Annotated in this window: 28 protein-coding genes; 12 read left to right on the forward strand and 16 right to left on the reverse strand. The window is 36.7% G+C overall.

Annotated elements, in window-relative coordinates; translation table 11 throughout:
* Positions 1 to 122: 122 nt before the first annotated feature.
* Positions 123 to 578, forward strand: a complete 456-nt coding sequence (locus tag B554_RS0115420; protein WP_019458756.1) for a hypothetical protein — start codon at positions 123 to 125, stop codon at positions 576 to 578.
* A 37-nt stretch (positions 579 to 615) separates the two neighbouring features.
* Here the strand turns inward: B554_RS0115420 and B554_RS0115425 are convergent, their stop codons facing one another.
* From B554_RS0115425 to brnQ, 3 genes are all read right to left on the reverse strand, one after another.
* Entirely contained in the window at positions 616 to 861 is a 246-nt protein-coding gene (locus tag B554_RS0115425; RefSeq protein ID WP_004701257.1) for a hypothetical protein, read from the reverse strand.
* Between the two features lie 259 nt (positions 862 to 1,120).
* Positions 1,121 to 1,540 carry a GlcG/HbpS family heme-binding protein gene (locus tag B554_RS0115430; RefSeq protein ID WP_002050687.1) on the reverse strand — a complete coding sequence of 140 codons (420 nt, stop codon included), beginning with the start codon at positions 1,538 to 1,540 and terminating at the stop codon, positions 1,121 to 1,123.
* A gap of 191 nt (positions 1,541 to 1,731) precedes the next feature.
* A complete protein-coding gene (gene brnQ / locus B554_RS0115435; protein WP_019458757.1) occupies positions 1,732 to 3,033 on the reverse strand; it encodes a branched-chain amino acid transport system II carrier protein in 1,302 nt (433 codons plus the stop codon).
* A gap of 352 nt (positions 3,034 to 3,385) precedes the next feature.
* Here brnQ and map point away from each other — a divergent pair, with 352 nt between their 5' ends.
* Entirely contained in the window at positions 3,386 to 4,180 is a 795-nt protein-coding gene (gene map / locus B554_RS0115440; RefSeq protein ID WP_019458758.1) for a type I methionyl aminopeptidase, read from the forward strand.
* A 54-nt stretch (positions 4,181 to 4,234) separates the two neighbouring features.
* Here map and B554_RS0115445 read toward each other — a convergent pair whose 3' ends face one another.
* Positions 4,235 to 5,137, reverse strand: a complete 903-nt coding sequence (locus B554_RS0115445; RefSeq protein WP_019458759.1) for a LysR family transcriptional regulator — start codon at positions 5,135 to 5,137, stop codon at positions 4,235 to 4,237.
* A gap of 242 nt (positions 5,138 to 5,379) precedes the next feature.
* Between B554_RS0115445 and B554_RS0115450 the strand changes: the two genes are divergently transcribed.
* Complete coding sequence (locus tag B554_RS0115450) at positions 5,380 to 5,703, forward strand: hypothetical protein (protein ID WP_025465246.1); 324 nt, start codon at positions 5,380 to 5,382, stop codon at positions 5,701 to 5,703.
* Between the two features lie 46 nt (positions 5,704 to 5,749).
* On the opposite strand, the gene grxD is transcribed toward B554_RS0115450, so the two are convergent.
* Positions 5,750 to 6,091 carry a Grx4 family monothiol glutaredoxin gene (grxD, locus tag B554_RS0115455; RefSeq protein ID WP_019458761.1) on the reverse strand — a complete coding sequence of 114 codons (342 nt, stop codon included), beginning with the start codon at positions 6,089 to 6,091 and terminating at the stop codon, positions 5,750 to 5,752.
* A gap of 227 nt (positions 6,092 to 6,318) precedes the next feature.
* Between grxD and B554_RS0115460 the strand changes: the two genes are divergently transcribed.
* Complete coding sequence (locus tag B554_RS0115460; RefSeq protein ID WP_019458762.1) at positions 6,319 to 7,527, forward strand: aspartate aminotransferase family protein; 1,209 nt, start codon at positions 6,319 to 6,321, stop codon at positions 7,525 to 7,527.
* A 52-nt stretch (positions 7,528 to 7,579) separates the two neighbouring features.
* On the opposite strand, the gene B554_RS0115465 is transcribed toward B554_RS0115460, so the two are convergent.
* From B554_RS0115465 to B554_RS0115475, 3 genes are all read right to left on the reverse strand, one after another.
* Positions 7,580 to 8,011 (reverse strand): CBS domain-containing protein, encoded by a 432-nt coding sequence (locus tag B554_RS0115465; RefSeq protein ID WP_004701271.1) that lies wholly within the window; start codon positions 8,009 to 8,011, stop codon positions 7,580 to 7,582.
* A gap of 137 nt (positions 8,012 to 8,148) precedes the next feature.
* Positions 8,149 to 8,523 carry a DUF2750 domain-containing protein gene (locus tag B554_RS0115470; protein ID WP_004701273.1) on the reverse strand — a complete coding sequence of 125 codons (375 nt, stop codon included), beginning with the start codon at positions 8,521 to 8,523 and terminating at the stop codon, positions 8,149 to 8,151.
* 317 nt (positions 8,524 to 8,840) lie between these two features.
* Positions 8,841 to 9,074 carry a hypothetical protein gene (locus tag B554_RS0115475; RefSeq protein ID WP_002121063.1) on the reverse strand — a complete coding sequence of 78 codons (234 nt, stop codon included), beginning with the start codon at positions 9,072 to 9,074 and terminating at the stop codon, positions 8,841 to 8,843.
* Positions 9,075 to 9,289: 215 nt separating this feature from the next.
* Between B554_RS0115475 and B554_RS0115480 the strand changes: the two genes are divergently transcribed.
* From B554_RS0115480 to B554_RS0115510, 6 genes are all read left to right on the forward strand, one after another.
* A complete protein-coding gene (locus B554_RS0115480; RefSeq protein WP_004701275.1) occupies positions 9,290 to 9,649 on the forward strand; it encodes a hypothetical protein in 360 nt (119 codons plus the stop codon).
* A 100-nt stretch (positions 9,650 to 9,749) separates the two neighbouring features.
* Positions 9,750 to 10,076, forward strand: coding sequence for a hypothetical protein (locus B554_RS0115485; RefSeq protein ID WP_004701277.1), 327 nt, complete (start codon positions 9,750 to 9,752; stop codon positions 10,074 to 10,076).
* 107 nt (positions 10,077 to 10,183) lie between these two features.
* Positions 10,184 to 11,290 carry a signal recognition particle-docking protein FtsY gene (ftsY, locus tag B554_RS0115490; protein ID WP_019458763.1) on the forward strand — a complete coding sequence of 369 codons (1,107 nt, stop codon included), beginning with the start codon at positions 10,184 to 10,186 and terminating at the stop codon, positions 11,288 to 11,290.
* Between the two features lie 187 nt (positions 11,291 to 11,477).
* Positions 11,478 to 12,074, forward strand: a complete 597-nt coding sequence (locus tag B554_RS0115495; protein ID WP_004701282.1) for a nitroreductase family protein — start codon at positions 11,478 to 11,480, stop codon at positions 12,072 to 12,074.
* Positions 12,075 to 12,297: 223 nt separating this feature from the next.
* Positions 12,298 to 12,969: a DUF2057 domain-containing protein gene (locus B554_RS0115505; RefSeq protein ID WP_019458764.1), complete on the forward strand. Its 672-nt coding sequence runs from the start codon at positions 12,298 to 12,300 to the stop codon at positions 12,967 to 12,969.
* A gap of 76 nt (positions 12,970 to 13,045) precedes the next feature.
* Positions 13,046 to 13,570 (forward strand): GNAT family N-acetyltransferase, encoded by a 525-nt coding sequence (locus tag B554_RS0115510; RefSeq protein ID WP_019458765.1) that lies wholly within the window; start codon positions 13,046 to 13,048, stop codon positions 13,568 to 13,570.
* A gap of 10 nt (positions 13,571 to 13,580) precedes the next feature.
* Here B554_RS0115510 and B554_RS0115515 read toward each other — a convergent pair whose 3' ends face one another.
* The 8 genes from B554_RS0115515 to B554_RS0115550 form a co-directional block, all read right to left on the reverse strand.
* A complete protein-coding gene (locus B554_RS0115515) occupies positions 13,581 to 13,880 on the reverse strand; it encodes a cyd operon YbgE family protein (protein ID WP_081400415.1) in 300 nt (99 codons plus the stop codon).
* Entirely contained in the window at positions 13,881 to 13,982 is a 102-nt protein-coding gene (gene cydX, locus B554_RS0115520) for a cytochrome bd-I oxidase subunit CydX (protein WP_002120988.1), read from the reverse strand.
* A 13-nt stretch (positions 13,983 to 13,995) separates the two neighbouring features.
* On the reverse strand, positions 13,996 to 15,141 hold the full coding sequence (gene cydB / locus B554_RS0115525; RefSeq protein WP_019458767.1) for a cytochrome d ubiquinol oxidase subunit II: 1,146 nt from the start codon (positions 15,139 to 15,141) through the stop codon (positions 13,996 to 13,998).
* Entirely contained in the window at positions 15,138 to 16,724 is a 1,587-nt protein-coding gene (locus B554_RS0115530) for a cytochrome ubiquinol oxidase subunit I (RefSeq protein WP_004701290.1), read from the reverse strand. Before B554_RS0115530 ends, cydB begins: the two co-directional genes overlap by 4 nt.
* Positions 16,724 to 16,918: a cytochrome oxidase putative small subunit CydP gene (gene cydP / locus B554_RS0115535; RefSeq protein WP_004701293.1), complete on the reverse strand. Its 195-nt coding sequence runs from the start codon at positions 16,916 to 16,918 to the stop codon at positions 16,724 to 16,726. Before cydP ends, B554_RS0115530 begins: the two co-directional genes overlap by 1 nt.
* Before the next feature lie 369 nt (positions 16,919 to 17,287).
* Positions 17,288 to 17,896 (reverse strand): OB-fold-containig protein, encoded by a 609-nt coding sequence (locus B554_RS0115540; protein ID WP_004701294.1) that lies wholly within the window; start codon positions 17,894 to 17,896, stop codon positions 17,288 to 17,290.
* A 25-nt stretch (positions 17,897 to 17,921) separates the two neighbouring features.
* On the reverse strand, positions 17,922 to 18,230 hold the full coding sequence (locus B554_RS0115545; RefSeq protein WP_004701295.1) for a Rieske (2Fe-2S) protein: 309 nt from the start codon (positions 18,228 to 18,230) through the stop codon (positions 17,922 to 17,924).
* A gap of 16 nt (positions 18,231 to 18,246) precedes the next feature.
* A complete protein-coding gene (locus B554_RS0115550; protein ID WP_019458768.1) occupies positions 18,247 to 19,251 on the reverse strand; it encodes an adenosine kinase in 1,005 nt (334 codons plus the stop codon).
* A 238-nt stretch (positions 19,252 to 19,489) separates the two neighbouring features.
* Here B554_RS0115550 and B554_RS0115555 point away from each other — a divergent pair, with 238 nt between their 5' ends.
* Both B554_RS0115555 and B554_RS0115560 read left to right on the forward strand, forming a co-directional pair.
* On the forward strand, positions 19,490 to 21,583 hold the full coding sequence (locus tag B554_RS0115555; protein ID WP_019458769.1) for a TonB-dependent receptor: 2,094 nt from the start codon (positions 19,490 to 19,492) through the stop codon (positions 21,581 to 21,583).
* 252 nt (positions 21,584 to 21,835) lie between these two features.
* Entirely contained in the window at positions 21,836 to 24,775 is a 2,940-nt protein-coding gene (locus tag B554_RS0115560) for an insulinase family protein (RefSeq protein ID WP_019458770.1), read from the forward strand.
* Positions 24,776 to 24,792: the final 17 nt, after the last annotated feature.

Consider the following 24,792-nt stretch of genomic DNA (forward strand, 5'->3'; position numbering starts at 1 on the left):
TATTTAATCATTCATCTTAATGTACATGAGTTCTGAAAAGGTACTTGATTAAAATGTGACTATAAAGTCAAAATTTATGTTATACAGCTCTTCAAATTTTAATAAAACGAATAAAGGAAATGATGGAAATATCGAAAGCTGTACAGTTGGCTATTGTCTTTAGTGGTGTCTTTTTATGGATAGGAATGTTAACAGGAGTATGGAAATATTGGCAAATTCGCCGTTCTGAATTAAGCCGTGCACATTATTATGTAGACATTGCACATAGAAGTAGTTTGCTTTATGCAGCTGCTACACTTACTTTGGCTGCATTAAGCTATTTCACGGTTTTAAGTGAAGATATAGCTCTATGGTGTGTATTGGCAAATATACTATTTTTTAGTTTCTCAATTTTAGTTTATATCATTCATGGTTTTTTGCAGGATACGAGCAATCAGTTTAAACAACCACATAGATTAGGGCATTTTAGTTTACCGACATGGTTGATGACTTTCATGATGATTGCTTTAATTATTAATGAGTTATTAGCCACTGCTATTTTACTAATGGGAACCATTCTATTATTTTTAGGTAAATAAAAAATGGATGATCGCTCATCCATTTTTTTAAATTCTATTATTTCTGTCGACTCATTCGTCTTTTAGCTAATTTTCGCATTTTGTGATCGACAAAGGCCCATACACAAAATACAAAAGAAACAACCATGGCGTATACAAAGTACTCGGGTTTCAGATTCCCTTTAATCATACCTTGAAACAGTAAAGTGAGCATAAGAGCAAGCGTGGTTACCCCATACACAACTGAATCTTTACTGTTCAGAGTGTTAATGAAGACTTGTTTGTTGAAATGTAATGATAACATCTCCATCCCTCCTTGTGGTTGCGCTAAAACCAAATGTTTTAGTCAAGAATAAGTTTAATGTTGTACTTGTATTTTTAGCTTAATTCAATAGTCAATTGAAAATTTTTTGAACAGTTTTATGAGAACCTCTATATTTATAAATAGTTAAGGTATAAGAAAGGTAAATATTAAATATTTTTGTATAAAATACTTAATATTTTAGAAAAGAGAAGTTTTTTAGGTGAAAAGTATAATAATTTCTCTTTTCTTACAATTTGCTTTAGTTGCTTTGTTTCTTTAAAAACACATCAATGGCATGTTGTGCAATTTCAGCATCTTCAAAAGATTGGACACCAGAAACACCAATTGCGCCTAAAATCTGGCCTTCATAAATAATCGCTTTTCCGCCTTCTAGCATACCTTTAGCACTTGGCAGACTTAAGAAACCAAGACGGCCATTTTGAAGAAGTTCTTCGTAAAATTTTGAAGGGCGGCCGCTCATTGATGAGCATTTAGCTTTTTCTAGACAGATATGTGTACTGAGAGGAGAAGCGCCATCTAGACGTTTCATAAGTAATAAAGAACTTGTTTCATCAACAATAGCGATACTAACTTTAAAGTTATGTTCTATTGCATATTTTTGAGCTTCTTCCATTAAAAACTCTGCATCTGCTAATGTCAGATAATATTTACTTTTCATTTATGCTCTTCTTTCCTGAGTAAGCTAAAAATTATTTTAGTGTAATATTACAGTAAAAATTAATTATATCTATAGTTGAATTGTCATCAAATACTGGTGTTTGAAATAAAATGCTGGTTGGGTAAACGCAGCATTTTATTCGATATATAAAATCATGTTTGGGTAAAACTCGATTTCAAAAAAACACCAGATTAAATGTTTTTATGTTTAACTTTGTCGATAAGGGTTGTTACTGCAAGAACAATTAAAGATGGGATCAGCCATGCTAGGTTTTGTTCATTTAATGGTAAATGCTGAAGGAAAGTAGGAAGATTATCTCCAAAACCTGCAACTTTAAGCCCATCGATGATTCCGAAAATGAAAGCAATACTTGTTACCGAACCAACAATAAAAGACGGCTTATGCCAAAATTTCCAGAAGAAGCTAAGCATAATCACCACAATAGCAGGTGGATAAATTGCGCTTAAAACTGGAACAGATACGGCAATCAGTTTGGTCAATCCAAGATTAGAAATAATGAAAGAGAAACCAACTAGAATGAAAACTAAAAGCTTATAAGGTAACTTGGTCAATTGGGCAAAATATTCACCACATGCACAAGTTAAACCAATTGCAGTCACCATGCAGGCTAAGAAAATGAGGCCAGTTAGGAATAATGAACCCATATTACCAAAAGCATGTTGAACATAGGCATGTAAGATTACAGCACCATTTGCTGCATTTGGTGCAACTTCGTGGCTACCCAAACCTAATTTAAATAAGCTTAAGTAAACTAAAGTAAGACCAACACCTGAAATAAGGCTAGCAATAATGGCATACTTGGTTACTAGTTTGTTATCGGTAACGCCGCGCGAGTAAATTGCTTGAATAATTACAATACCAAATACTAAAGCGCCTAAAGTATCCATCGTCAAATAACCATTTACGAAACCTTCTGAAACAGGAGAGTTCACGTAATGATTGATTGGAGCAGGAACATAGCCCGAAGGAATCATAACCGCTGCAATTCCTAAAATTGCGAGAGCAATAATTTTTAGGGGAGCGAGTACATGTCCAACAGTATCTAAAAGCTTGTTTGGATATAACGAAACTACAGTTACAAAGGAAAAATAGATTGCGCTATAGATTAAAAGGCTACTACTTGATGTTCCAAAATATGATGAAAAACCGATTTCATATGAAACAGTTGCAGTACGTGGAGTCGCAAATAAAGGACCTACTGATAAATAACAAACAACAGTTAAAATCAGACTTGCTATTCGGCCTAAAGGAGAACTAATAATTTCAATGGAACCCTGCATGCGAGAGAGTGCCATAATCGTAATGACAGGTAGGCCAACTGCAGTAATCAAAAATCCTATGGCTGCCAACCATACATGATCACCTGCTTGCTGAGCGACAATGGGAGGAAAGATAATATTGCCAGCTCCAATAAAGAGCGCAAAGGTCATAAAACCTAAAGCAATAATATCTCCAGTACGAAGTTGTTGCATAAATCAAATTTAACAAAAAAGAAAGAATTTTAGAGCAAACGAGAGCATGATCAAGCGCTATTTTATGTGAAAAAGCTTTTTTTCCGACCTTATAAATCATTCAGAGATATGAAAAATATCAAGTGGTTAAGTTATCTAGTTGAAAAACCTTTGAAAGAAATAAAGAAAAGATTTTTTATATCTGACTTTTTAAGAAAATTATGTAAAAATAAAAATATCAATTTCTATTATGAATGTTGAATATTTGGGCATTTACAGCTTCCTGCCTACTCTACATCCGTTCTAAAATATTCGAAATTAACTTACATTTTTGTAGACATGGTAAAAGCAATGTCTACGAGGATAAAATTGAATGAGAGCTTCTACTGTTACAATTAAAACTGAACAAGACCTGGAAAAATTGCGGATTTCTGGCCGTTTGGCTGCACAAGTTTTAGAAATGATAGGTGAGTATATTAAACCCGGTGTAACAACCGAATATTTAGATAATATCTGTAATGATTACATCGTAAATACCTTAAAAGTGATCCCTGCCAATGTGGGTTACCACGGTTTCACAAAAACAATATGTACCTCAGTTAACGAGGTGGTTTGTCATGGTATTCCTTCACCAAATAAAATTTTAAAAGATGGTGACATTATTAATATTGATGTAGCGATTATTAAAGATGGCTACTTTGGTGATACAAGCCGTATGTACTATGTGGGTAATGTCAATCCACATGCCAAAAAACTAGTTGAAACAACTTATGAAGCAATGGTTGCTGGTATTCACACAGTTAAACCTGGGGCGACTTTAGGCGATATTGGTTACGCTATTCAATCAGTTGCTCATCGCGAAGGGTATAGCATTGTTCGTGAATATTGTGGGCATGGGATTGGTAAAGTCTATCATGAGCAGCCTAATATTCTGCATTATGGGCAACGTGGACAAGGATTAGTTTTGAAGAAAGGTATGGTCTTTACGATTGAACCTATGGTGAATGCAGGGAAACCTCAAGTTAAAGAATTAAACGATGGTTGGACGGTTACTACTCAAGATCTTTCTTTATCTGCCCAATGGGAACACATGGTTGCTGTTACAGATACAGGTTTTGAATTGTTGACACCATGGCCAGAAGGTGTGGGAAGCTATCCGAAAATTTAATCGCTAAAAGTATAAAAAGTTCGATGTCTCATCGAACTTTTTTATTTTTTAATATCATGAATGCTCGGAAAGATGCTCTACCAAATAGTCAATGAATACGCGTACCGCTGGAAGCAATCCTCTACGAGACGGATAAACTGCATGAAATATACCATGAGCCGCTTTCCAGTCTGGCAAAATTTGTACAAGCTGGCCAGATTTCACAAAATCTTCAGCAGCTGTTTCTGGTAATAAGGCAATACCGCAATTTTGACTTGCAAGTTGGGCAAGCATATAAAGATTGGTCCCCATCACAGTTGGACTGACTTTGACTTTTTTCAATTGGTTGTCTGGTCCATGTAAAGTGAATTGTTGGTCTAAATGCTCCTCAGATAAGCTTAAAATACGATGCTCACTCAGTTGTTCTGGTATCTTGATATTGCCAAATTCATTTAAATAAGCCTGACTTGCAAATAGACTTTGCTCTATAAGTGAAAATTGTCTTAACACTAAGCTTGGATCATCATCTAATTTAGATCTGACACGTAAAGCAACATCAATACCTTCATTAATAACATCAACACGGCGGTTACTTACGATAAGTTGTAAGCGTATTTCAGGATATTTTTTTAAAAAGGCTGGCAAAATTTTTGGGAGTTGGTTTTGGGCAATATCTACAGGAACACTTACTTTGACCACACCTCTAGGTTGAATACTTAAGTGATCAACTAGATCATGGGCTGCTTGAGCAGCATTCATCATGACTTGAGCATGTCTATAGATATCCATACCAATGTCAGTAACAGCAAAATGACGAGAACTACGCTGAATTAAGCGAACCCCTAAATTTTCTTCTAAGTTATAAACACGACGACTTAATTTTGATTTTGGGATGTCAGTAACACGTTCAGCGGCGCTAAATCCACCATGCTCAACAACAAGGGCAAAACAATAAAAATCATCAAGATCGGTGAGCATTAAAATATCCTATTTATGCAACACTAAAGATTTTACATTATTATTTTTGCAACGATAAAGCTTGATTTTAATTTTTTGTAAAAAGCATATAAAAAGGACACGAAAAGCAAATTCAAATGGTTTGAAATGCAAATGTAATGACATTGAAATTGTTTTGTGTGTCATTTTTCGAATTAAAAATCAAATATGGTGTTCATACGTTATTTTTCATAAAATATATTTTTATCAAATTTTTTAAAAGTATGTCTTACCAGTTAGTTGAATTAAAATATGCAACTGCAAATATTCTTTGCCCAATTTGTAAGCTTGCAGTTATTGATTGGTCACAAGAGCAATACGTCCAACCTTGTGAACATACATTGTTTATTGCAATGGATTTAGGCTTTGAATTTGTGGCTGACCGTTTTGAAGAATCTATGACTCAAAATGTAGATGAGTTACATGAAGATCCAAATATGAATATTTTTGAAGCGATAACGAGCACATCATATAAAAATTTGACTATTTTAAAATCAGATCTTGGTGTTGATGGTTTGTTCCGTTATGTAGGCATAAGTGATTGTTAATTTGATGAGTATAAAAAAGCCAATCTTTCGATTGGCTTTTTTATTATTAAGCTTCTGGAGCTGCGCTATATTGTTCAACTAATGGTTTTAATTCGCCATTTTGGAACATTTCAAGCATGATATCGCTACCACCGATAAGTTCGCCATTTATCCATAGCTGTGGGAATGTAGGCCAGTTTGCAATTTTTGGTAAAGTTGCACGAATATCAGGGTTTTCTAAGATGTTCACATATGCGAATGGACGACCAATTTGACTGAGCGCCTCTACTGCACGTGCAGAGAAACCACATTGTGGAAACTGTGGAGTGCCTTTCATGTAAAGTAAAACGGGATGCTTCGCAATTTGATCGCGAATTAACGCTTCAGTATCACGTGCTTGTTCAGTCATATGTAGATCCTCAACTAATCTTGCAGCATTATAGGGGGTGTTCACATTGGTTTGCAAACCACCTTGCTGTCTAAAGTTGCATAGAATATTCAATATTTTATTGTATAAACCGAAGTGATAGTAAAAAGCAGACGAAATTTTAGATAAATGAGTGATGAGACTTTCCATCAGCGCGAGTTTTTGTTTATATAAACCCTTCTTAAAACCTCATACAGACAGAGTTCGTGATGACTGATATTACCCTAGCTCCAGTACAACCTGATCAACCAACACACTTAATGGCTACTTATGGTCGCCAAGCGATCAGTTTTGTCCGAGGCCGAGGGGCATATCTATACACACAAGATGGTACAGAATATTTAGATGCATTAACGGGTATTGCTGTCTGTGGTTTAGGACATGCTCATCCTGCTATTGCTGAAGCAATTGCTGAACAAGCAGCAACGCTCGTACATACCAGTAATTTATTTGAAATTCCTTGGCAAACTGCTGCTGCTCAGAAGCTTGCTGAAGTTTCTGGTATGGAAGAAATCTTCTTTTCAAATAGTGGTGCCGAGTCAAATGAAGGTGCAATCAAAATTGCTCGTAAATTTGGTACTCAACAAGGTATAAGTCTGCCAAAGATTATTGTGGCTGAACAATCATTTCACGGTCGTACTTTGGCGACACTTTCTGCAACAGGGAACAAGAAAGTACAAGATGGTTTTGCTCCTTTAGTAGAAGGCTTTATTCGAGTGCCATTTGGTGATATCGAAGCGATTCAAGAAGCTGCTCTACAACATCCAGATATTGTTGCTATTTTGATTGAGCCGATCCAAGGTGAAGGTGGTATTAATACTGCGCCACAGGGATTTAGCTATTTAGAAGAAGTTCGCCATCTTTGTAATCAGCACAACTGGTTGATGATGTTAGATGAAATTCAAACTGGTAATGGTCGTACTGGTAAATACTTTGCATATCAACATACTAATATTATTCCAGATGTTTTAACCACTGCTAAGGGATTAGGGAATGGTTTTCCTGTGGGTGCTGTAATGACCCAAGGTAAAGCTGTAGGGTTATTAGGGCCTGGAAGCCATGGTTCGACTTATGGTGGTACGGTATTGGGTTCTCGTGTGGTTTATACGGTAATTGATACGATCCAGAAGGAAAATGCAGTAGAGAATGCAGCAGTAGTGGGTAACTATATTGTTGATCAATTACGTGCTCAATTAGCAGATAAAGGCGTACAAGTGCGTGGTTTTGGTATGATGATTGGTATTCAATTACCTAAAGATTGTGCTGAACTCGTTGCGATTGCTCGTGATGAATACAAGCTTATTATTAATGTAACAGCAGGTTCTGTAGTTCGTTTATTACCTCCAATTAATATGACTCAAGCTCAAGCTGATATTTTGCTAGAACGTTTAGTTGCTTTAATTACCAATTATCTTTAAGTTTTAAAGACAATAAAAATGGGCGATTAACGCCCATTTTTATTTTGTACGTTTAGCCAGAAATATATTGCTTTAATTGTTCAATTAAAACTTTTTGGTCTTCCATTGCTGCTTTAACTAAGTCACCGATTGAAATAAAACCAACTAGTTTTCCATTTTCTAATACAGGTAAGTGACGTAAATGACGATCGGTCATGAGCTGTAAACATTCTTCAACTGTATTGTTTAGGCCTACAGTGATTACTTTTGCTGTCATAATTTCAGCAACTGTTGTGCTATAAGACGAGCGTTCCATTAGAGTTACTTTTCGAGTGTAATCACGCTCAGATAGTATTCCAACTACTGTTTCACCCTCTGCTACGACTAAAGCTCCAATTCCTTTTTCAGCCATAATCGTGATTGCTTCAAGGACAGTTGCTTCGGGTGAGATTGTGAAAATAGCTTGTTGTGATTTGTTCTTAATTACTTGTGCAACGATAGTCATTTCTTCTGTCCTGTTGTTTTATCATTTTGATTTAAATTAGCCTGATTTTAGAAAATTGCAAAGACTCGATAGTCACTCAAATACAAATTTTATGCTCAAGCGTTCAAAAAGCACTCTATATGTGGTGGCTTAAAAAATTAAGCTACCTGCCATTTAGGATGATTAAAAAAGAAATGATGCATTTGCTGAGTAGATAGCTTTAACTTGCGGTGAGATGAATTAAACAAAGCAGGGGTAACTTTTAACCGTGTTAAGGTCGGTAGTAGAGATTCATGGAAGTCTTTTGGAGTGATTTTTCTAGGTTTGTAATTAGGCCAGTGAGTTTTAGCATATCGATGCGCCTGAACTCCATTTAGCCAAAACGGGAAAATGAAATCTTCCTGATCCGATTTAATGGCCCATCCTTCATCAAATAGTCCCCAAAGAACCCCGCAGTACATCATGGTTCTTAAAATATAAATCTTGATCATCAAGTCTTTAGAAACCGGTTGTAGATTACTTAAATTATTCATTTTTCAATTTAAAGGTTTTAACTTATCTAGCTTATTATAAGAGAATCACATGACATTTCAGTTTAAACAGGTGTCAAAACGTAAACAAATATTGATGACTAGAAATACCAATGATAAATACCAAATAAAAATATTGTTTTCCTAGTTATTGAAGAAGCTTATTGGGCTTATGATTTATTTAGTTTTTACGGGTATAAAACGCCACCTGAGCAAGACAAAGCGACTAAAGCTTTGGTGAAGCGCAAGAAAAATAGCAATTTAGTTTGTCTATATTGAATTTTTATAGCATAAAAAAACGCCACCTAGGTGACGTTTCTTTATGCTTGCATGGTGGCCAGTTTCTGCCAATATTGTGCTTTCAGGGAGTCACGTTCAACACGGAAACCTTGATAGTATAATTCTGCTAAGAATAGTGCAGCTTTACCGTGACCAGCACGAGCAACTTCTTCTAACTGTGCAACCGCATCTTGGAAATTCATTTGAGAGTGAATTGTGTTAACCGCAGTTGCGTATACATGTTCTAAATCATGATGAGAGATACGTTGAATCATATAAAACTCCTTATTGTAATTATGATTACTTTTTCTAAAGGTCGCTGCCTTTAATCTAATTTAACTTAGAATTGTTAAACTAATATTACAGATTAATTGATTTGTCAACTATTGATCAGCTTTCTTTATTTCACTATTAGGATACATGATTAAACATTATTCGCAAATAATTTTGAGTAAAATCAATATGAGAATAAAAGACAAGGAGAATAACTATGACAAATACAATCGATGGCTTTGTTTTTGATACTCCTCCTAAAGAGGACCAAATAATAGAGCTTGCTCATTATCATCGTAAATTATTAGACGAAGCAATTTTTCATCAAGAAATACATTTAGGTGATTATTGTTTGGCACAAAGGAAACGCGTTTTTGATTACGCTAGCCAATTAGATCCTAGTCAAAAAGCTCAGTTCTATAATATATATGACGGTGAGCTCAGAAAAATTGCAGATGAAGATGAATTGCACCCGGCAGATGCAGAAGAAGGTTTGAGCATTTTTGCTATGTTCCTTGTTTTAGTGATTATTGCTGCAATTTTATACTTCTCTGTAATTCGATCTCTCATCAGCTAAAGTTTGCGATCCAGTAGGGATAAAGAATATTAGCCTTACTGGATTTTGATCTTGTGCTGAAGTGCATTGAACCCTACACTACATAAATTAGAGGTAGGTCATGCTCACATTCAAACAAAATTTTCTTAAATTAAAGTCTGAGTTAAAGGCAGAGCAATGTTTTAATCTAGTTGTGATTATTATTATTGCCTGTATTTTTGTACTTTCTTATTTAGCATTACTTCGTCCTGTCAATTCAGAGCAATACCAAAGAATTGTACAACTTTCTCGACAGGCGACTTATCCTAGAACTCAGGATATGGCTGAGTTGATTATGACTCAATCTGAGATTCATCGAGCAGAGTATCTGAAATTAATGCATGCTTATCAATTTGAACACAATCATATCAAAGAATATCCAGCATTAGCGCAAGAAGATACTCAATAAGTATTGTCTTTATTTCAACAAGGTTTTGCTCGCTATTGGAGCAGGCAAAAACTTGAATTTATGCTAAACTTTCCGTTTTTTAACACGCTGCTTTTCAAGGAATCGGCATGCAACAACAATCGAATATGCAAAATAAATTCTTGATAGATGCTGAGATCGGGGATGACGATGTCACATTGCCTAATTTACCTGCTATCGATGTTCCTATCGTTGAATCACCTGTTAAGCAAGAAGTAAAAGTTGAAGAAGCTGTTGAAACTGCACCTTCTTTAGAGTCAGAAAAGCCAAAATCTGGTTTCTTTGGACGAATGAAAGATGGTTTGACTAAAACCCGTCGTAATTTCACTGATGGTATGGTCAACATCTTAATTGGTGGTAAAGAAATTGATGATGAGTTGCTTGAAGAAGTAGAAGAGCAGTTATTGGTTGCTGATATTGGTGTTGAAGCAACTAAAACAATTATTACCAACTTGACTGAACGTACCGCTCGTGGCGATTTGATTTACTCACATTCACTTTATAAAGCTTTACAAGAAGAGTTGGTTGCTTTGCTTGCGCCTCGTGTTAAGCCTTTACATATTGACCCAAATAAATCGCCATATGTGATTTTAATGGTTGGTGTGAATGGCGTTGGAAAAACAACGACAATTGGTAAACTTGCTAAGCGTTTACAAGGCGAAGGTAAAAAAGTAATGCTAGCTGCAGGTGATACATTCCGAGCAGCTGCTACTGAACAATTGCAAATTTGGGGTGAGCGTAACGATATTTCTGTTGTTGCTCAAGGCCACGGTGCAGACAGTGCTTCGGTTATTTTTGATGCTTTTGAAAGTGCGCGTGCAAAAGGTATTGATGTACTAATTGCTGATACGGCTGGTCGTTTACATAACAAAAGCAACTTGATGGAAGAGCTTAAGAAAGTTAAGCGTGTTATGCAAAAAATTGATGCAACCGCACCGCATGAAATTATGTTAGTCGTGGATGCTGGTACAGGGCAAAATGCAATTAACCAAGTACAAGAATTTGACCAAGCAGTAGGATTAACTGGTATTACTATTACTAAGTTAGATGGTACTGCCAAAGGTGGTGTACTGTTCAATATTGCAAGCCGTACTCATGTGCCAATTCGTTTCATTGGTGTTGGTGAAAAAATTGATGATTTAAGACCGTTCTCGGCGAAATCATTTGTAGCAGCATTATTTGAAACAGAAAAATAATGTCTAGTTAAGTTGATAAGACCTCACGAAATAGTGAGGTTTTTTTATATTAATATCTTTTTTTATTGTTGCGAAAATAAAACGAACTGTCATATTTTTAATGCTGATTATAAGAAATGAGTTTCATAGACTATATTCATTCCCAAACAACGGCCAATGGTCAATCAAATAGGTAGGAAATAACAAAATGTCTACTTTCTTAGATAAAATTAAAAACCGTCGTACTATTTATGCAATTGGTAAAAATGTTGCATTAGATCGCACTAAAATTGAAGAAACAATTCGTGAAGCGGTTAAACATAGTCCATCATCATTCAACTCACAATCTTCACGTGTAGTGACACTTTATGGTGAATCACATGCTAAATTTTGGAATTTAGTTCGTGAAGCATTACGTAAAATTGTTCCTGCAGATTCTTTTGCTGGTACAAATGCGAAAATTGATAGTTTTGTTGCTGGTGTTGGTACAGTATTATTTTATGAAGATCAAGCTGTTATTAAAAGCTTACAAGAGCAATTTGAATTGTATGCAGACAATTTCCCAGTTTGGTCTGAACATTCAACTGCAATTGCTCAGTTCGCAACTTGGACAGCACTTTCAGAGCTAGGCTTAGGTGCTTCTTTGCAGCACTATAACCCAATTGTTGACGCAGATGCTGCTGCTGCATTTGATGTACCTGCAAATTGGAAATTACGTGCTCAGTTAGTATTTGGTTCTGTTGAAGCTCCTGCTGGTGAGAAAGCATTTATTAGCGATGAAGATCGTTTTAAAACATTCAACTAAGTTTAGTTGATGAAAAGAGCACCTTGTAGGTGCTCTTTTTTTTATGCTTGAAAAATGGGTTGTAACTTTGTTTTAAAATAGATAATGACTAAAATTCAATAATATATTTTAAAAAAATTAAGGCTAAGTTTGTATAAATAAAGCTTGTCATAAAATGGTCATAATCATGTTGCATATTGCTCATGTTTTTACAAACTATTAAATATTATAGAGACGTGAACAGATGACTTTAAGATTAAGTGTTGCTGCGATTGGTTTATTACTCAGCGGTTCAGTATTTTCAGCAGTTACAATTACAGCACCAGAGGAAATTGTAATCCTTGCGGTGAATGGTCAAGAAGTCAACTCTGGATTATTTCGTTCTTCTAAAAATAGTTACAAAGTCGATGCCGGCGAAACAAACTTAAGTGTACGTTATCAAGAATATTTTGAACATTTAAATGGTGAGCATGATATCGTTAAGTCGGGCGTGGTTACAATTCAAACACCAACATTAAAAGACGGCCAAACTTATAAGCTGGCGATGGTTGATGTGCCAAAAAAATATGAGCAAGCAAAGAAATATGCTGAGCAACCAACAGTGGCTTTATATAATTCAAATAATGAACTAGTTGTTCAGCAAACTGGTGCAAACAACGAAGCAAAACCTTGGTTTGCAACTGGCTTGTTGGGTAAGGTCGCTGACTTTACAACAAAACCTTCTAAACCTCAGCCTCAAGCTGTTTATGCTGCTGCCAAGCCATCTACTTCTCAAGTTACTACATCTGTTGCTGCCACCGTTCCTTCGACAGGTACTGCGCAAAGCAATGATCAACGGTTGGTTGAAGTGTGGCAGAAATCTTCTAAAGCTGAGCGTCAAAAATTTATGGCTTGGTTGGCAGAACAATCAAATTAAATTATTGCTATTCAAAATAAAGCCGATTTAATATCGGCTTTATTTTTATAATATTTTAAATAGCCTAAGTATATTTATGATGAATTTAAATTTCCGTCTAGCAGAATTGAGTGACATAACATCATTGGTCGATTTAATTAATCAATCCTATAGAGAGCAACAAGGTAGAAGCTGGACAACTGAAATTGAATTTGTAAAAGGGCAACGTATTAGCCAAGAGCAACTACAACAGCAATTAGAGTTGTCTAATTCATTACTAATAGTTGCAGAAATAGATTCTTCAAAAATTGTTGCGTGTATCGGGTTAAATTTTCAGGATAATAATGTTGAGATTGGAACGTTCTGTACCGATCCTAATTTACAGAACATGAAAGTAGGCCGCTGTGTTTTGGAATATGCAGAACAGTTTGCTTTGCAAAAAGTCCCTGAATTAGACAGTGCGATCATGTATGTATTAGATGTTCGTTCAGAACTGATTGCTTATTATGAAAGACGCGGATATACAAAAACAGGTCATGTAGAACCATATCCATATGAAGCAGATGTTGGATTCCCTTTTGTGCCTATACAACTGATTGAAATGAAAAAGGACCTCAAATGAGGTCCTTTTTTTAGGTTAAAAACCAGATGTAATAGCCTAACAGCATAAGAGGCCAAGCTATCCATGGGCTAAATAACCATTTCCATAACCAGAAGTGCGGTACGAAACCAACACCGTAGATAAACCCTCCGGAAATTCCCACCATAACCAGCATAAGCTGACTATGGTTATAGTGTCCGTTTGCATCTAGCATCAGTGAAGGATGAACCAATAAAATTGCAGCAAGCGGCAATGCCAACAGAAATGAAATGGCCATTGCAAATGCTTGAGCTTTTCGTTGATTTGATGTTGTCATTGCATTTGCCATGATCTATTCCTCATCTAAATCTTGATGATGTTCGATATAAAGTGCACTGAGTACACCCGCAAAACATGCCATCAAAATTCCAAGAATCCATGCGAAATACCACATATGCTTCTCCTTATTAGTACAAGCTGTGCGAGTTTGACTCGATATGCTTATTGGTAATCACGCCCCACATTTTGTAATACGACCAAGTGGTATATATCAAAATGATTGGAACAAATATACAAGCAGCAACTGTCATAACGCCTAAAGTGCGATGGCTTGATACAGCATCCCACATTGTTAAGCTAGAGTTCGGATTAACACTCGATGGTAACAAAAATGGGAAGAGAGCAAACCCAGCAGTTAAGATCGCACCTACAATCATTAAGCTTGTTCCAGCAAAACTTAAACCTGCTTTTGCTTTTGATGCCGTAAAGAGTGCGATAAGTGCCCCTAAAATTGCGAGAACTGGAGCAACTTTAGTGATTGGATAGTTACTGTAATTGTTCATCCAACCGGGGTTATTATTTGTGATGACTTGTTTCGCCAAAGGATTAAGGGCAGCATTTGGATCAATTGCGGCTGCATAGCTATAACCTGGTACTTGACCGAAGTACAACCATGCACCAATGACAAGGAAACAAATTAAGAATACTGCTGCCATAATTTGTGTGGCTTTAGCAGAACGTTGTTTTAAAGCGCCGTCTGTACGTAGCATTAGCCAAGCACCACCATGCGCACACAACATAGATAAACTAACAATACCGCAAACTAGGGCAAATGGGTTAAGAAGAGCAAAGAAGCTACCTGAATATTCAGAGCGCAATGTGCTATCTAAACTAAAAGGGATACCTAAGAATAAATTACCGAACGCTACACCGAAAACTAGAGCAGGCACGGCACCACCTATACATAGTCCCCAATCCCAAGAGTTACGCCATTTTGTATTTTCAAGTTTAGAGCGATAGTCAAAACCTACAGGGCGTAAGAATAAGGCAAATAGCACAAGTAATAAGGCCCAATACATTCCCGAGAATGCAACTGCATAAACCATTGGCCATGCAGCAAATAAGGCACCACCTGCAGTAATAAACCAAACCTGATTTCCATCCCAGTGCGGTGCAATAGTATTAATAGCCGCACGGCGTTCATTATCAGTTTTACCAACAAAAGGCATAAGTGCCATTGAGCCCATATCGAAGCCATCGGTTAAAGCAAACCCGATGAGTAAGACTCCAACTAACACCCACCATATGATTTTTAGGAGTTCGTATTCAATCATGATAAAGCCTCCCCATTAACAGCTGCTTTTGTCTCTTGCTTTTCAAAATGATATTTACCAGTGTGAAGTGAGCTTGGTCCTAAGCGAGCAAATTTAATCATTAAGTACATTTCAATAATAAGCAGGACAGTGTAGAACGCTGCTAACGCGAGGATAGAGCCCCATACATCACCTGTACTTAAACTTGAAGTTGATAAGTGAGTTGGTAGAATTTCACCAATAGACCAAGGTTGACGGCCACCTTCAGCAACGAACCAGCCTGTTTGAGCTGCAATCCATGGAAGTGGTAACGCAAACAATGCATATTTGAGTAACCACGGTTTATTTTCAGCATTTCTTTTTGCTACAGCCCAAGTGGCTAAAATGAAAAGAAGCAACATTAAGAAACCAGAGGCCACCATTGCACGGAATGAGAAGAATAGAGCAGTGACATTTGGAATGGTGTCTTTAACAGCGGCTTGAATGTTTTGTTCACTTGCATCCACGACATTTGGTGCGTATTTCTTAAGAAGTAAGCCATAGCCTAAATCTTTTTGATTTTTTTCAAATGAAGCTAATAATTCTGGTGAGCGGTCTCCAGCACGTAGTTTTTCAAGTTCAGCATAAGCAAGCATACCGTTACGAATACGGACTTCGTGCTGTTGCATTAAGTCTTTTAGACCAGTGACTTCTTTGGTTGTTGAGCGAGTTGCAATTAGACCTAATGCATAAGGAATTTTAACTGCATAGTCTGTTCGCATTTCTTCATGGTTTGGTACGCCAAATAAAGTAAATGGAGCAGGAGCAGGGTGAGTATCCCATTCCGCTTCAATTGCAGCGAGTTTAGTTTTTTGTACATCACCTAGTTCATAACCAGACTCATCACCAAGCAAAATCACTGAAAGTGTAGAGGCAAGACCAAAAATGGCAGCAATCGCGAATGAACGGCGGGCAAAAGGCAGATCACGTTTTTTAAGTAAGTAGTAACTTGAAATTGCGAGTACGAAAATTGCACCTGTTACGTATCCAGCAGAAACAGTATGTACAAACTTAACCTGTGCTACAGGATTAAAAATAAGTGCACCGAAATCTACAAGCTCCATACGCATTGTTTCAAAGTTAAATGCTGCACCTACAGGGTTTTGCATCCAACCATTGGCAACTAAAATCCAGAGAGCTGACATATTAGAGCCAAGGGCAACTAACCAAGTAACCCCTAAATGCTGTACTTTACTCAGACGGTCCCATCCGAAGAAGAATAAACCGATAAATGTTGACTCAAGGAAAAATGCCATCAAGCCTTCAATTGCTAATGGGGCACCGAAAATATCACCAACATAGTGTGAGTAATATGCCCAGTTTGTTCCGAATTGGAACTCCATGGTGAGGCCAGTAGTTACGCCTAAGGCAAAGTTAATACCGAATAGTTTTCCCCAAAATTTAGTCATATCCTTGTAAATTTCTTTACCCGATATAACGTAAGTGGTTTCCATAATAGCCAGAATGAATGCAAGGCCTAGGGTCAAGGGTACGAAAAGAAAGTGATACATTGCGGTCATCGCAAACTGGAACCGCGAAAGATCAACCACGCTTTCAGAAATCATCAACGTGTCTCCTTAATATGGGAAGTATTATCGCCAGCAATATGCTCAGCGACTTGATTGTCGAAATTTTTGGGGATGGTGGGAGCATCAAACCAAATATGTTTGATTGTTAAGAGAAGCACGACTTTAATTATTAGAATAATCGTGATTTCTCTAACTAATTTGGCATTAATATCTAGATTTTTAAGGCTCATAAAATAAATCTCGATACATATTAATTTTATTATTAATCAAAATATATTAAAAATAAACAATAAATATATTTTAAATAAAAACTTAATTATCTTTATTATTTAAAACAATAACTTAGGTGTTTAAATAATTTAAAATAAAATATCTTACTAAAATGGTTTGAATTGATTGTTAAATCCAACTAAAACACTTGTAAATAATAAAAATTAAATCCAACTAAAATGCTTGGTTATTTTTTATTTTGAGTATTTTGGTTGGTTTAAAATAAAAATTGAACAAATAGAAGGGAGTGGATATGACTCAGTTAAGAAAGAGTATCCATAAAAAATATTGTTTTGATAAATCTTAAAAAGGGTATAAAAGTATAAAAATTAGTCTGGTGCAAATAAGTCGTTGGACATCGAAATCTTTTTTGCAAGATAGTGGCTTTTTTGAACTCTCACTAAAATCACTTGTGAATATAATTCTAATTCACCATATTCTGGTTCAACTTGAACATAATGTAGTTGACCAAATTCATCTCTTACGCGTGCTTGAGCTGAAAAACCTGGTCTAGCACTGCCACTTGAAATAGTTGCTAGTCGTCCTAACAGATTGTAATTGGTGTGAGTGAGCTTTGGTTTAATCACTTGGTCAAGACAGTGGATCATGAATACAGTAAAAAAGATTGCGATGACCAGTGCAGGAATAATTAAATAAAAAGGAGTTATAAAGTAATGCTGTATTGCAAAGAAAGAGAGTTGTAAGAAATAACCTGCAAAGCTGAAATTAATAAGTAAAAAAACGAAAATTAGAGCTTTAGAAAATTTAACATTTAGTAATGGTGAGTTAGTAAGCCAGTCGGGTGCAATTTTTTTAAGTAGTTGGCTTGGACGTAATCCAATATACATACCAATGGTTTCTACCACGCTGAGCAATATCAAAGCCACAACACTTAAATGAAATGGCATAAGATAATAATTAAAAAAGAAATCAGCCATGGTAGAAACTCTAATGTTGATGATCTTAGTCTACGATATAAATACCGCCATCTGAATGGACTTTAATCTCAACTTTATTTAAAAAATCACCTAAACAAGGACCTGATATACATTCACCAGTTTCCACGTTAAATAAAGCACCGTGAGTAGAACATTGAATATATTCTTGGTCTTGATCTAAAAATTGATTTTCTAAGTATTCAAGTTCGGTTTGCAAATGTGGGCATAAATTCTGATAAGCATAGAATGAGCCATCACGCTGTGTAATGAAAATAGTCGTTCCTTGTAAAGTGTCAAAAGCTCTAGCTTCACGCTCAGGAACTTCTTCCGTCATACAGATCCTTTCCATTTCAAGCACATTCCTTCTGAAAATTTTCAAGAAGTTTAGCATAGTCATTAATGGCTAAACGAGGACCAAATTGCGACACAACTTCACTAGAAATTAGGATGGCTAACTGTGCAGCAGCATTTAAATCTTCGTGATGGTTTAATGCATAGAGGAATGCGCCTGCAAAAGCATCACCAGCGCCATTTGTATCTACAGCTTCTACGTGACGACCTGCCACATGAAAATGTTGCGTAGGGTTTGCAACTAAAGCGCCTTTTGCACTTTGTGTAATCACAATGGTGTGGTTTTTAAAGCGTAATTGAGCAAGTGCATCTTCAACTGTAGTCGTATTGGTATACATTAAAGCTTCTTGTTCATTACAGAACAATAAATCTACACCATCATCCATCAGCTCTTCTAGGCCTTCACGGGCATATTGAACCATTGCAGGATCTGATAAAGATAAAGCGATTTTAACGCCGTGAGCTTTTGCAATTTCTCGCGCTTGTTTTACTGCTTTACGAGCTGTTTCACTTGTAGAGAGATAACCTTCGATATAAAGCCATTTTGCTGTTTTAAGTGGCTCAAAATCGATTTGATCTTGAGAAAGTTCGGCCGTAATACCTAAATAAGTATGCATGGTACGCTCAGAGTCTGGGCTAATAAGTACCATACAGGTACCTGTTACACCTTCACTGATTGACTTAGCAGTGGTTTGGATGCCAGCTTCGTTTAGACCTTGTAGATAAATTTCACCCAATTGATCATGACCAACACGACAGCCATAAAAAGCGCTACCGCCTAATGCACTAAAGGCTACAGTTGTGTTCGCAGCAGAGCCGCCACTTGCTTGGCCTTTGTAATCTTGAGTTTGCTTTAAATTTTCATATAAAGCAGATTGTGTTTCACCGTCAGACAACTGCATTGTGCCTTTTTGTAAGCCTTGCTGACTAAGAAAATCATCAGACACTTTAAATTCTTGGTCGATTAATGCATTACCAATTGCAAAAAGATCTACAGTTGTCATATGTGTTGTCACAGAGTAAAAAATCAGATTTATAAGTTTACACCATTGCTCACATTTGCTGTAGTTTGTTGAATAAAATTCAGGTAATTCAGCGGTTAGCAGACAAAGTATGTTTTGACTAGGCTATTGAAACAATCCTTTTAATAAATATTATCAATTAATAATGATTCTTGATAATATTTACAAATGTATAGTATTTCATTGAAACTTCGCCTGAAATTATTCATAGCGAACTTACATGAAACGTTCTATTTTATTTATTTCATCGTTTGGGGTTATAACAGGCCAAGTATATGCCGCAGAGGCAGACTCACAAGCTGTAACCAATCTTCCAACAATTTCAGTCAAAGCTGACAAGGAAATCAGTTTAAAACAAGAAGCAGGGCAAGCATCCAGTGCTACTAAGGGACTTATGCAATTAAAAGATGTTCCTCAAATTGTAAATGTTGTTCCTAAACAAATCCTAAGAGAGCAGACTGTGACTTCTATGCAAGGTGCCTTGCAAAACGTTGCTGGTTTAAGCTTTAGTGTCGGTGATGGACAGCGTGATCAGGTCATGATTCGCGGTTTCTCAGCAATCACAGATAATTATGTAGATGGTATTCGCGATGATGCATTGTATTTCCGTGATATGTCGAATGTTGAACGAATCGAAGTATTAAAAGGACCTGCCTCTGTACTTTATGGGCGTGGTTCGGCGGGTGGTTTGGTCAATAAAATTAATAAAAAACCAATGGATCAATCTTTGCGTGAAGTGAGCCTGATTGGTGGTACTACAGGTCAACGCCGTGCAGAAGTCGATGTGAATGAAAAAGTAGCAGAGAATGTTAAGGTTCGTTTAACTGGTGCAGTTGAAGATTCAGATGGTTATCGTGATCAGGCCTTTTTAAAACGTCAGGCGGTGGCTCCATCAGTACAGTGGGATATTAGCGATAAAACTAAACTTTTACTTCAGACCGACTATTTACATGATGACCGTTTAGCTGATCAAGGTTTTCCGACAGATCCAATTACAGGTAAACCTGTTAAAACAAATCCTAAAACTTTTTATGGTGCATTAAACGGTAAAGAAGTCGGGGATGTTGACACTGAAATCTCAAGTCAAACTATCAGCTTAGACCATGAGTTTAATGATCAACTCAAATATCATGGTGCAGTTCGCCACTATAACTACTCATTAGACCGTCAATATAGTGTTGATACGCATCCTGCTGATAAGTCAAAAATTACTTTGACTCAAAATAAACGCTTGCGTAATGAAGATGGTGTGTATGTTCAACAAGAGTTGAGCGCTTTATTTAATACAGGTTTCTTAAAGCATAATACCTTAATAGGTGCTGAATATAGCAAGCAGCATAAAGATGAGATACTTTGGCAAGGTGCTAAAACAACCACAGATTTATATGACCCTAAATTAGAGTACTGGGCGCCTATTAATACAGGAACTACAGCTGCACGTAATAACAATAGCAATACTTTTGAAAACTACGGCGTGTATCTGCAAGACTTAATGACTGTTACAGACCAGCTTAAAGTTTTAGTTGGTTTACGTTATGACAATTTATCTCAAGATCGTGATGATAAAACAAGCGCGAATTTAGACTTAAACCGTACTGACAATACTTATTCTCCACGAATTGGAGTGGTCTATCAGCCAATAAGCAATCTTTCACTCTATACTTCTTATAACCGTTCATTCCAGCCTTTGGCTGATTCATTTGTTTTTTATCAAAACAGTGATGATTTAAAGCCGACAAAAACCGAAAATTATGAGGTGGGTGCAAAGTGGGATGTAAATGATCAATTGAATGTGACATTGGCTTTGTTTGAAATGAGCCAAACCAATATTCAAAATCAAGATCCAGCTAATCCAAATCAAGCATTATTGGCAGGCGAGCAAAAAACCAAAGGTGTTGAACTTTCATTAACAGGTCAGTTGACTGATCAGTTGTCAGTGCTAGCTGGCTATTCTTATATGAATGGTAAGATTGAAAAGTCGACTGTTGGATTTACGGGTAATCACTCAGCGCTTACGCCAAACAACACAGCTAACCTGTGGTTAAAATATCAAATTAATGATCATTGGTATGCAGCTGTAGGTGGTCGTGGTGAATCATCACGCTTTAGTGCGCCAGACAACAAAAACGTTTTAGCAGGTTATGCTGTTGTAAATGCAGCTTTAGGTTATCAAAGTGAACGTTATGATGTGAACTTAAACCTAAATAACTTGTTTGATCGCGATTATTTTGTTTCAGGCCATAGTGGAGCAAATGATTCAAATATGATGGGTGACCCGCTAAATGCACAAGTCGCACTTCGCTATCGTTTTTAATTAACAAATATCAAAAAAAGCTCATCGAAATGATGAGCTTTTTTGTGTGTTGTATAGCATATAGATAGTATTAAAAGGTTTTGTTCTGCTAGGATACAACCATGTGGGCTATGTGTTTGATATCAAAGCTATGCCCATGAAAACTAATACTCAACAAAAACATAGTATTTTACTTGGCTTTTGTTCGGCAATCTCAAGCCGACTCAGGCTATAATGAGACTTATTCACTTATTCGATATGTTAGGAGATCACATGACTGTAGATGTCACTGAAACCATTTCTCAAACTGTTCACCCTGCGTTTCAGTTGCTACGTCAGCACCATGTTGAAGCATTAGATATTTTAGTGTCTGAATATAAGCATAAAATCACAGGTGCGGTGCATTATCACTTGGCAACTGATTATGATGAAAATGTATTCCTTGTTGCGTTCAGAACACAACCGATGGATTCTAAAGGAACTGCACATATTTTAGAGCATACAGCTTTATGTGGTTCTGAAAAGTTTCCTGTTCGTGACCCATTCTTTTTAATGATTCGCCGTTCATTAAATACATTTATGAACGCGTTTACAGCAGCAGATTGGACAGCCTATCCATTTGCAACTCAAAATAAGAAAGATTTCCAAAACTTACTCTCTGTTTATCTTGATGCAGCTTTTTCAGCAAATTTAAATCCTCTTGATTTTGCTCAAGAAGGTATTCGTATTGAACTTGAAAACGATCAGCCTGTATATAAAGGCGTAGTGTTCAATGAAATGAAAGGTGCAATGAGTGCACCGTCTGATCAGCTTTATCACCAGTTGGCTCATCATCTATTCCCTGAAACTACATATCACTACAACTCAGGTGGTGATCCTAAAGATATTCCTGATTTAACGTATGAACAGTTAGTCGAATTTTATAAAACTCATTACCATCCAAGTAATGCGGTATTTATGACCTTCGGTAACCAAACGGCATATGAGTTACAAGAGCAATTTGAAAAACTAGCTCTACATAAGTTTGCTGCGGGTACAACTTTATATTCAAAACCAGAAAAACGTTTAACAGCACCTGTAGAAGTTACAGAAAACTATGCTGTTGATGGAGATGAGTTAAAAGATAAAACTTACCATGTATTGTCTTGGTTGTTACCGCAAGCGAGTGATATCAAACTACGTCTAGGTATGCGTTTGGTTGAAGGTGTTTTACTTGAAAACTCCGCGTCGCCACTACGTCATTATTTAGAAACTTGTGGTTATGCTCAGTCAACTGGTCCATTAATGGGCGTAGATGACAGTAACTTTGAAATGACATTCTACTGTGGTGTTCAAGGTTCAAACCCAGAGTATGCAGAAAGCTTTAAAGATGGTGTTTTAAATATTTTACGTGAAGTAGCTGCAAAACCAATTGATTCAGCTTTAGTTGATGCGATTTTGCATCAAATCGAATTGCATCAACGTGAAATTAATGGTGACGGTACACCATATGGTTTAAGCCTGATCTTAAATGGTTTAAGTGGCGCTATTCACCATAATGACCCAATTCAGATTTGGGATGTGGATAGTGCCATTGCTCAGGTCAAAGAAGAACTTCAAGACCCAATGTGGTTATCTAATTTAATTCAAACACATTTGTTAGATAACCCACATCGTGTCCAAATGACTTTAGTACCTGATGCAACCAAGTCTATAAAAGAGCAAGAAGCTGAAAAGGCACGTTTAGCTGCGATTGGTGAAAAGCTTACTGAAGAAGACAAAGCAGAGATCGTTGCTAAAACCAAAGCATTACAAGAACGTCAAGATACACCAGACAATCTTGAGCTATTACCTAAAGTTGGTCTAGAAGACGTTCCTGCTGACTTGCATATTGTACAAGGTCAATTGCGTGAAATTATCTGTAATCGAATGGATACGCCGTTGAATTTGTATCATGCCGGAACGAATGGTATTTACTATCAACAAATCCTCATTCAGATTCCTGATGATGTTGTTAGCTCACCATATTTCAATTTGCTCTCTATCTTAATGGGTGAAGTTGGTGCAGGTGAGTATGACTATCTTGAACTACAAAACTTACAAACAGCTGTAAGTGGTGGTTTGGGAATGGGTGCTTCGTTACGCAGTAAAGTTGACGATAAAGACAAAATTAGTGCTTGGTTAACTTTAACGACTAAATCTTTAACTCAGAAGTTCGATGCGATTCATTTATTAAAACTAGCATTTGAACAACTTCGCTTCGATGAGAAAGAGCGAATTATTGAGTTGTTACAGCAACGTAAGACACGTTGGCAGTCTCGTTTGTCAGGCGCGGGTCATAGTTATGCGATGCAGATTGCTTCTCGTAATATGAGTGCATTAGCTCAACGCGACTATCAAAACACAGGCTTAGGTGCGTTGAACTGGTTGGGTGAGCTTGTTACTAAAATTACTCAAGACGATGCCGCTTACGATGCACTTATTGCTGAATTGAAGCATATCCATACCAAATTATTGCAAGCACCTAAACAGTTCTTATTGGTATGTGAAGAGCATCAGTCAGAGCGTTTAGTTGAAGAAATTCAAAACGTTTGGGATAAATTAAACGTTGATAATGCAGCGGCTGAGTTAAATCAAGTTGAGCAAGAAAATACGAACGAACATGAAGCATGGTTAATTCAAACCAATGTTCAGTTCTGTGCTTCTGCATATCAAGCAGTTGAAGTGTCTCATCCAGATGCAGCACCTTTAATGGTGTTGGCAGCCTACTTGCGTAATGGTTTCTTACACAGCGCTATTCGTGAAAAAGGTGGTGCTTATGGTGGTGGTGCTAGTTATGATGGAAATGCATGTTCATTCCGCTTCTTTAGTTACCGTGACCCACGTTTAGCTGAGACGTTTAAAGACTTTGAAGCGAGCGTGCAATGGTTGCTAACTACGGAGCAACAACCTCATCAACTAGAAGAAGCAATTCTTGGTCTGGTGGCGAGTATGGACAAACCTGGTTCACCAGCAGGTGAAGCAATTACAGCATGTTATGCACTGTTACATGCAAGAACTCCAGCTTTCCGCCGTACCTTACGTGAAAGACTATTGCATGTGACTCTAGAAGACTTACAGCGTGTTGCGCGTCAATATTTAGTTGAACAAGCACCTGTAAAAGCTGTGGTTGCACCTTTTGCAAAACGTGATGAATTGCAGCAACTGGGCTTTACAATTAAACAAGTTAATTAAAATAAAAATTGGAGATG

Source organism: Acinetobacter sp. GG2, from assembly GCF_000292385.1.
Taxonomy (GTDB): Bacteria; Pseudomonadota; Gammaproteobacteria; order Pseudomonadales; family Moraxellaceae; genus Acinetobacter; species Acinetobacter seifertii.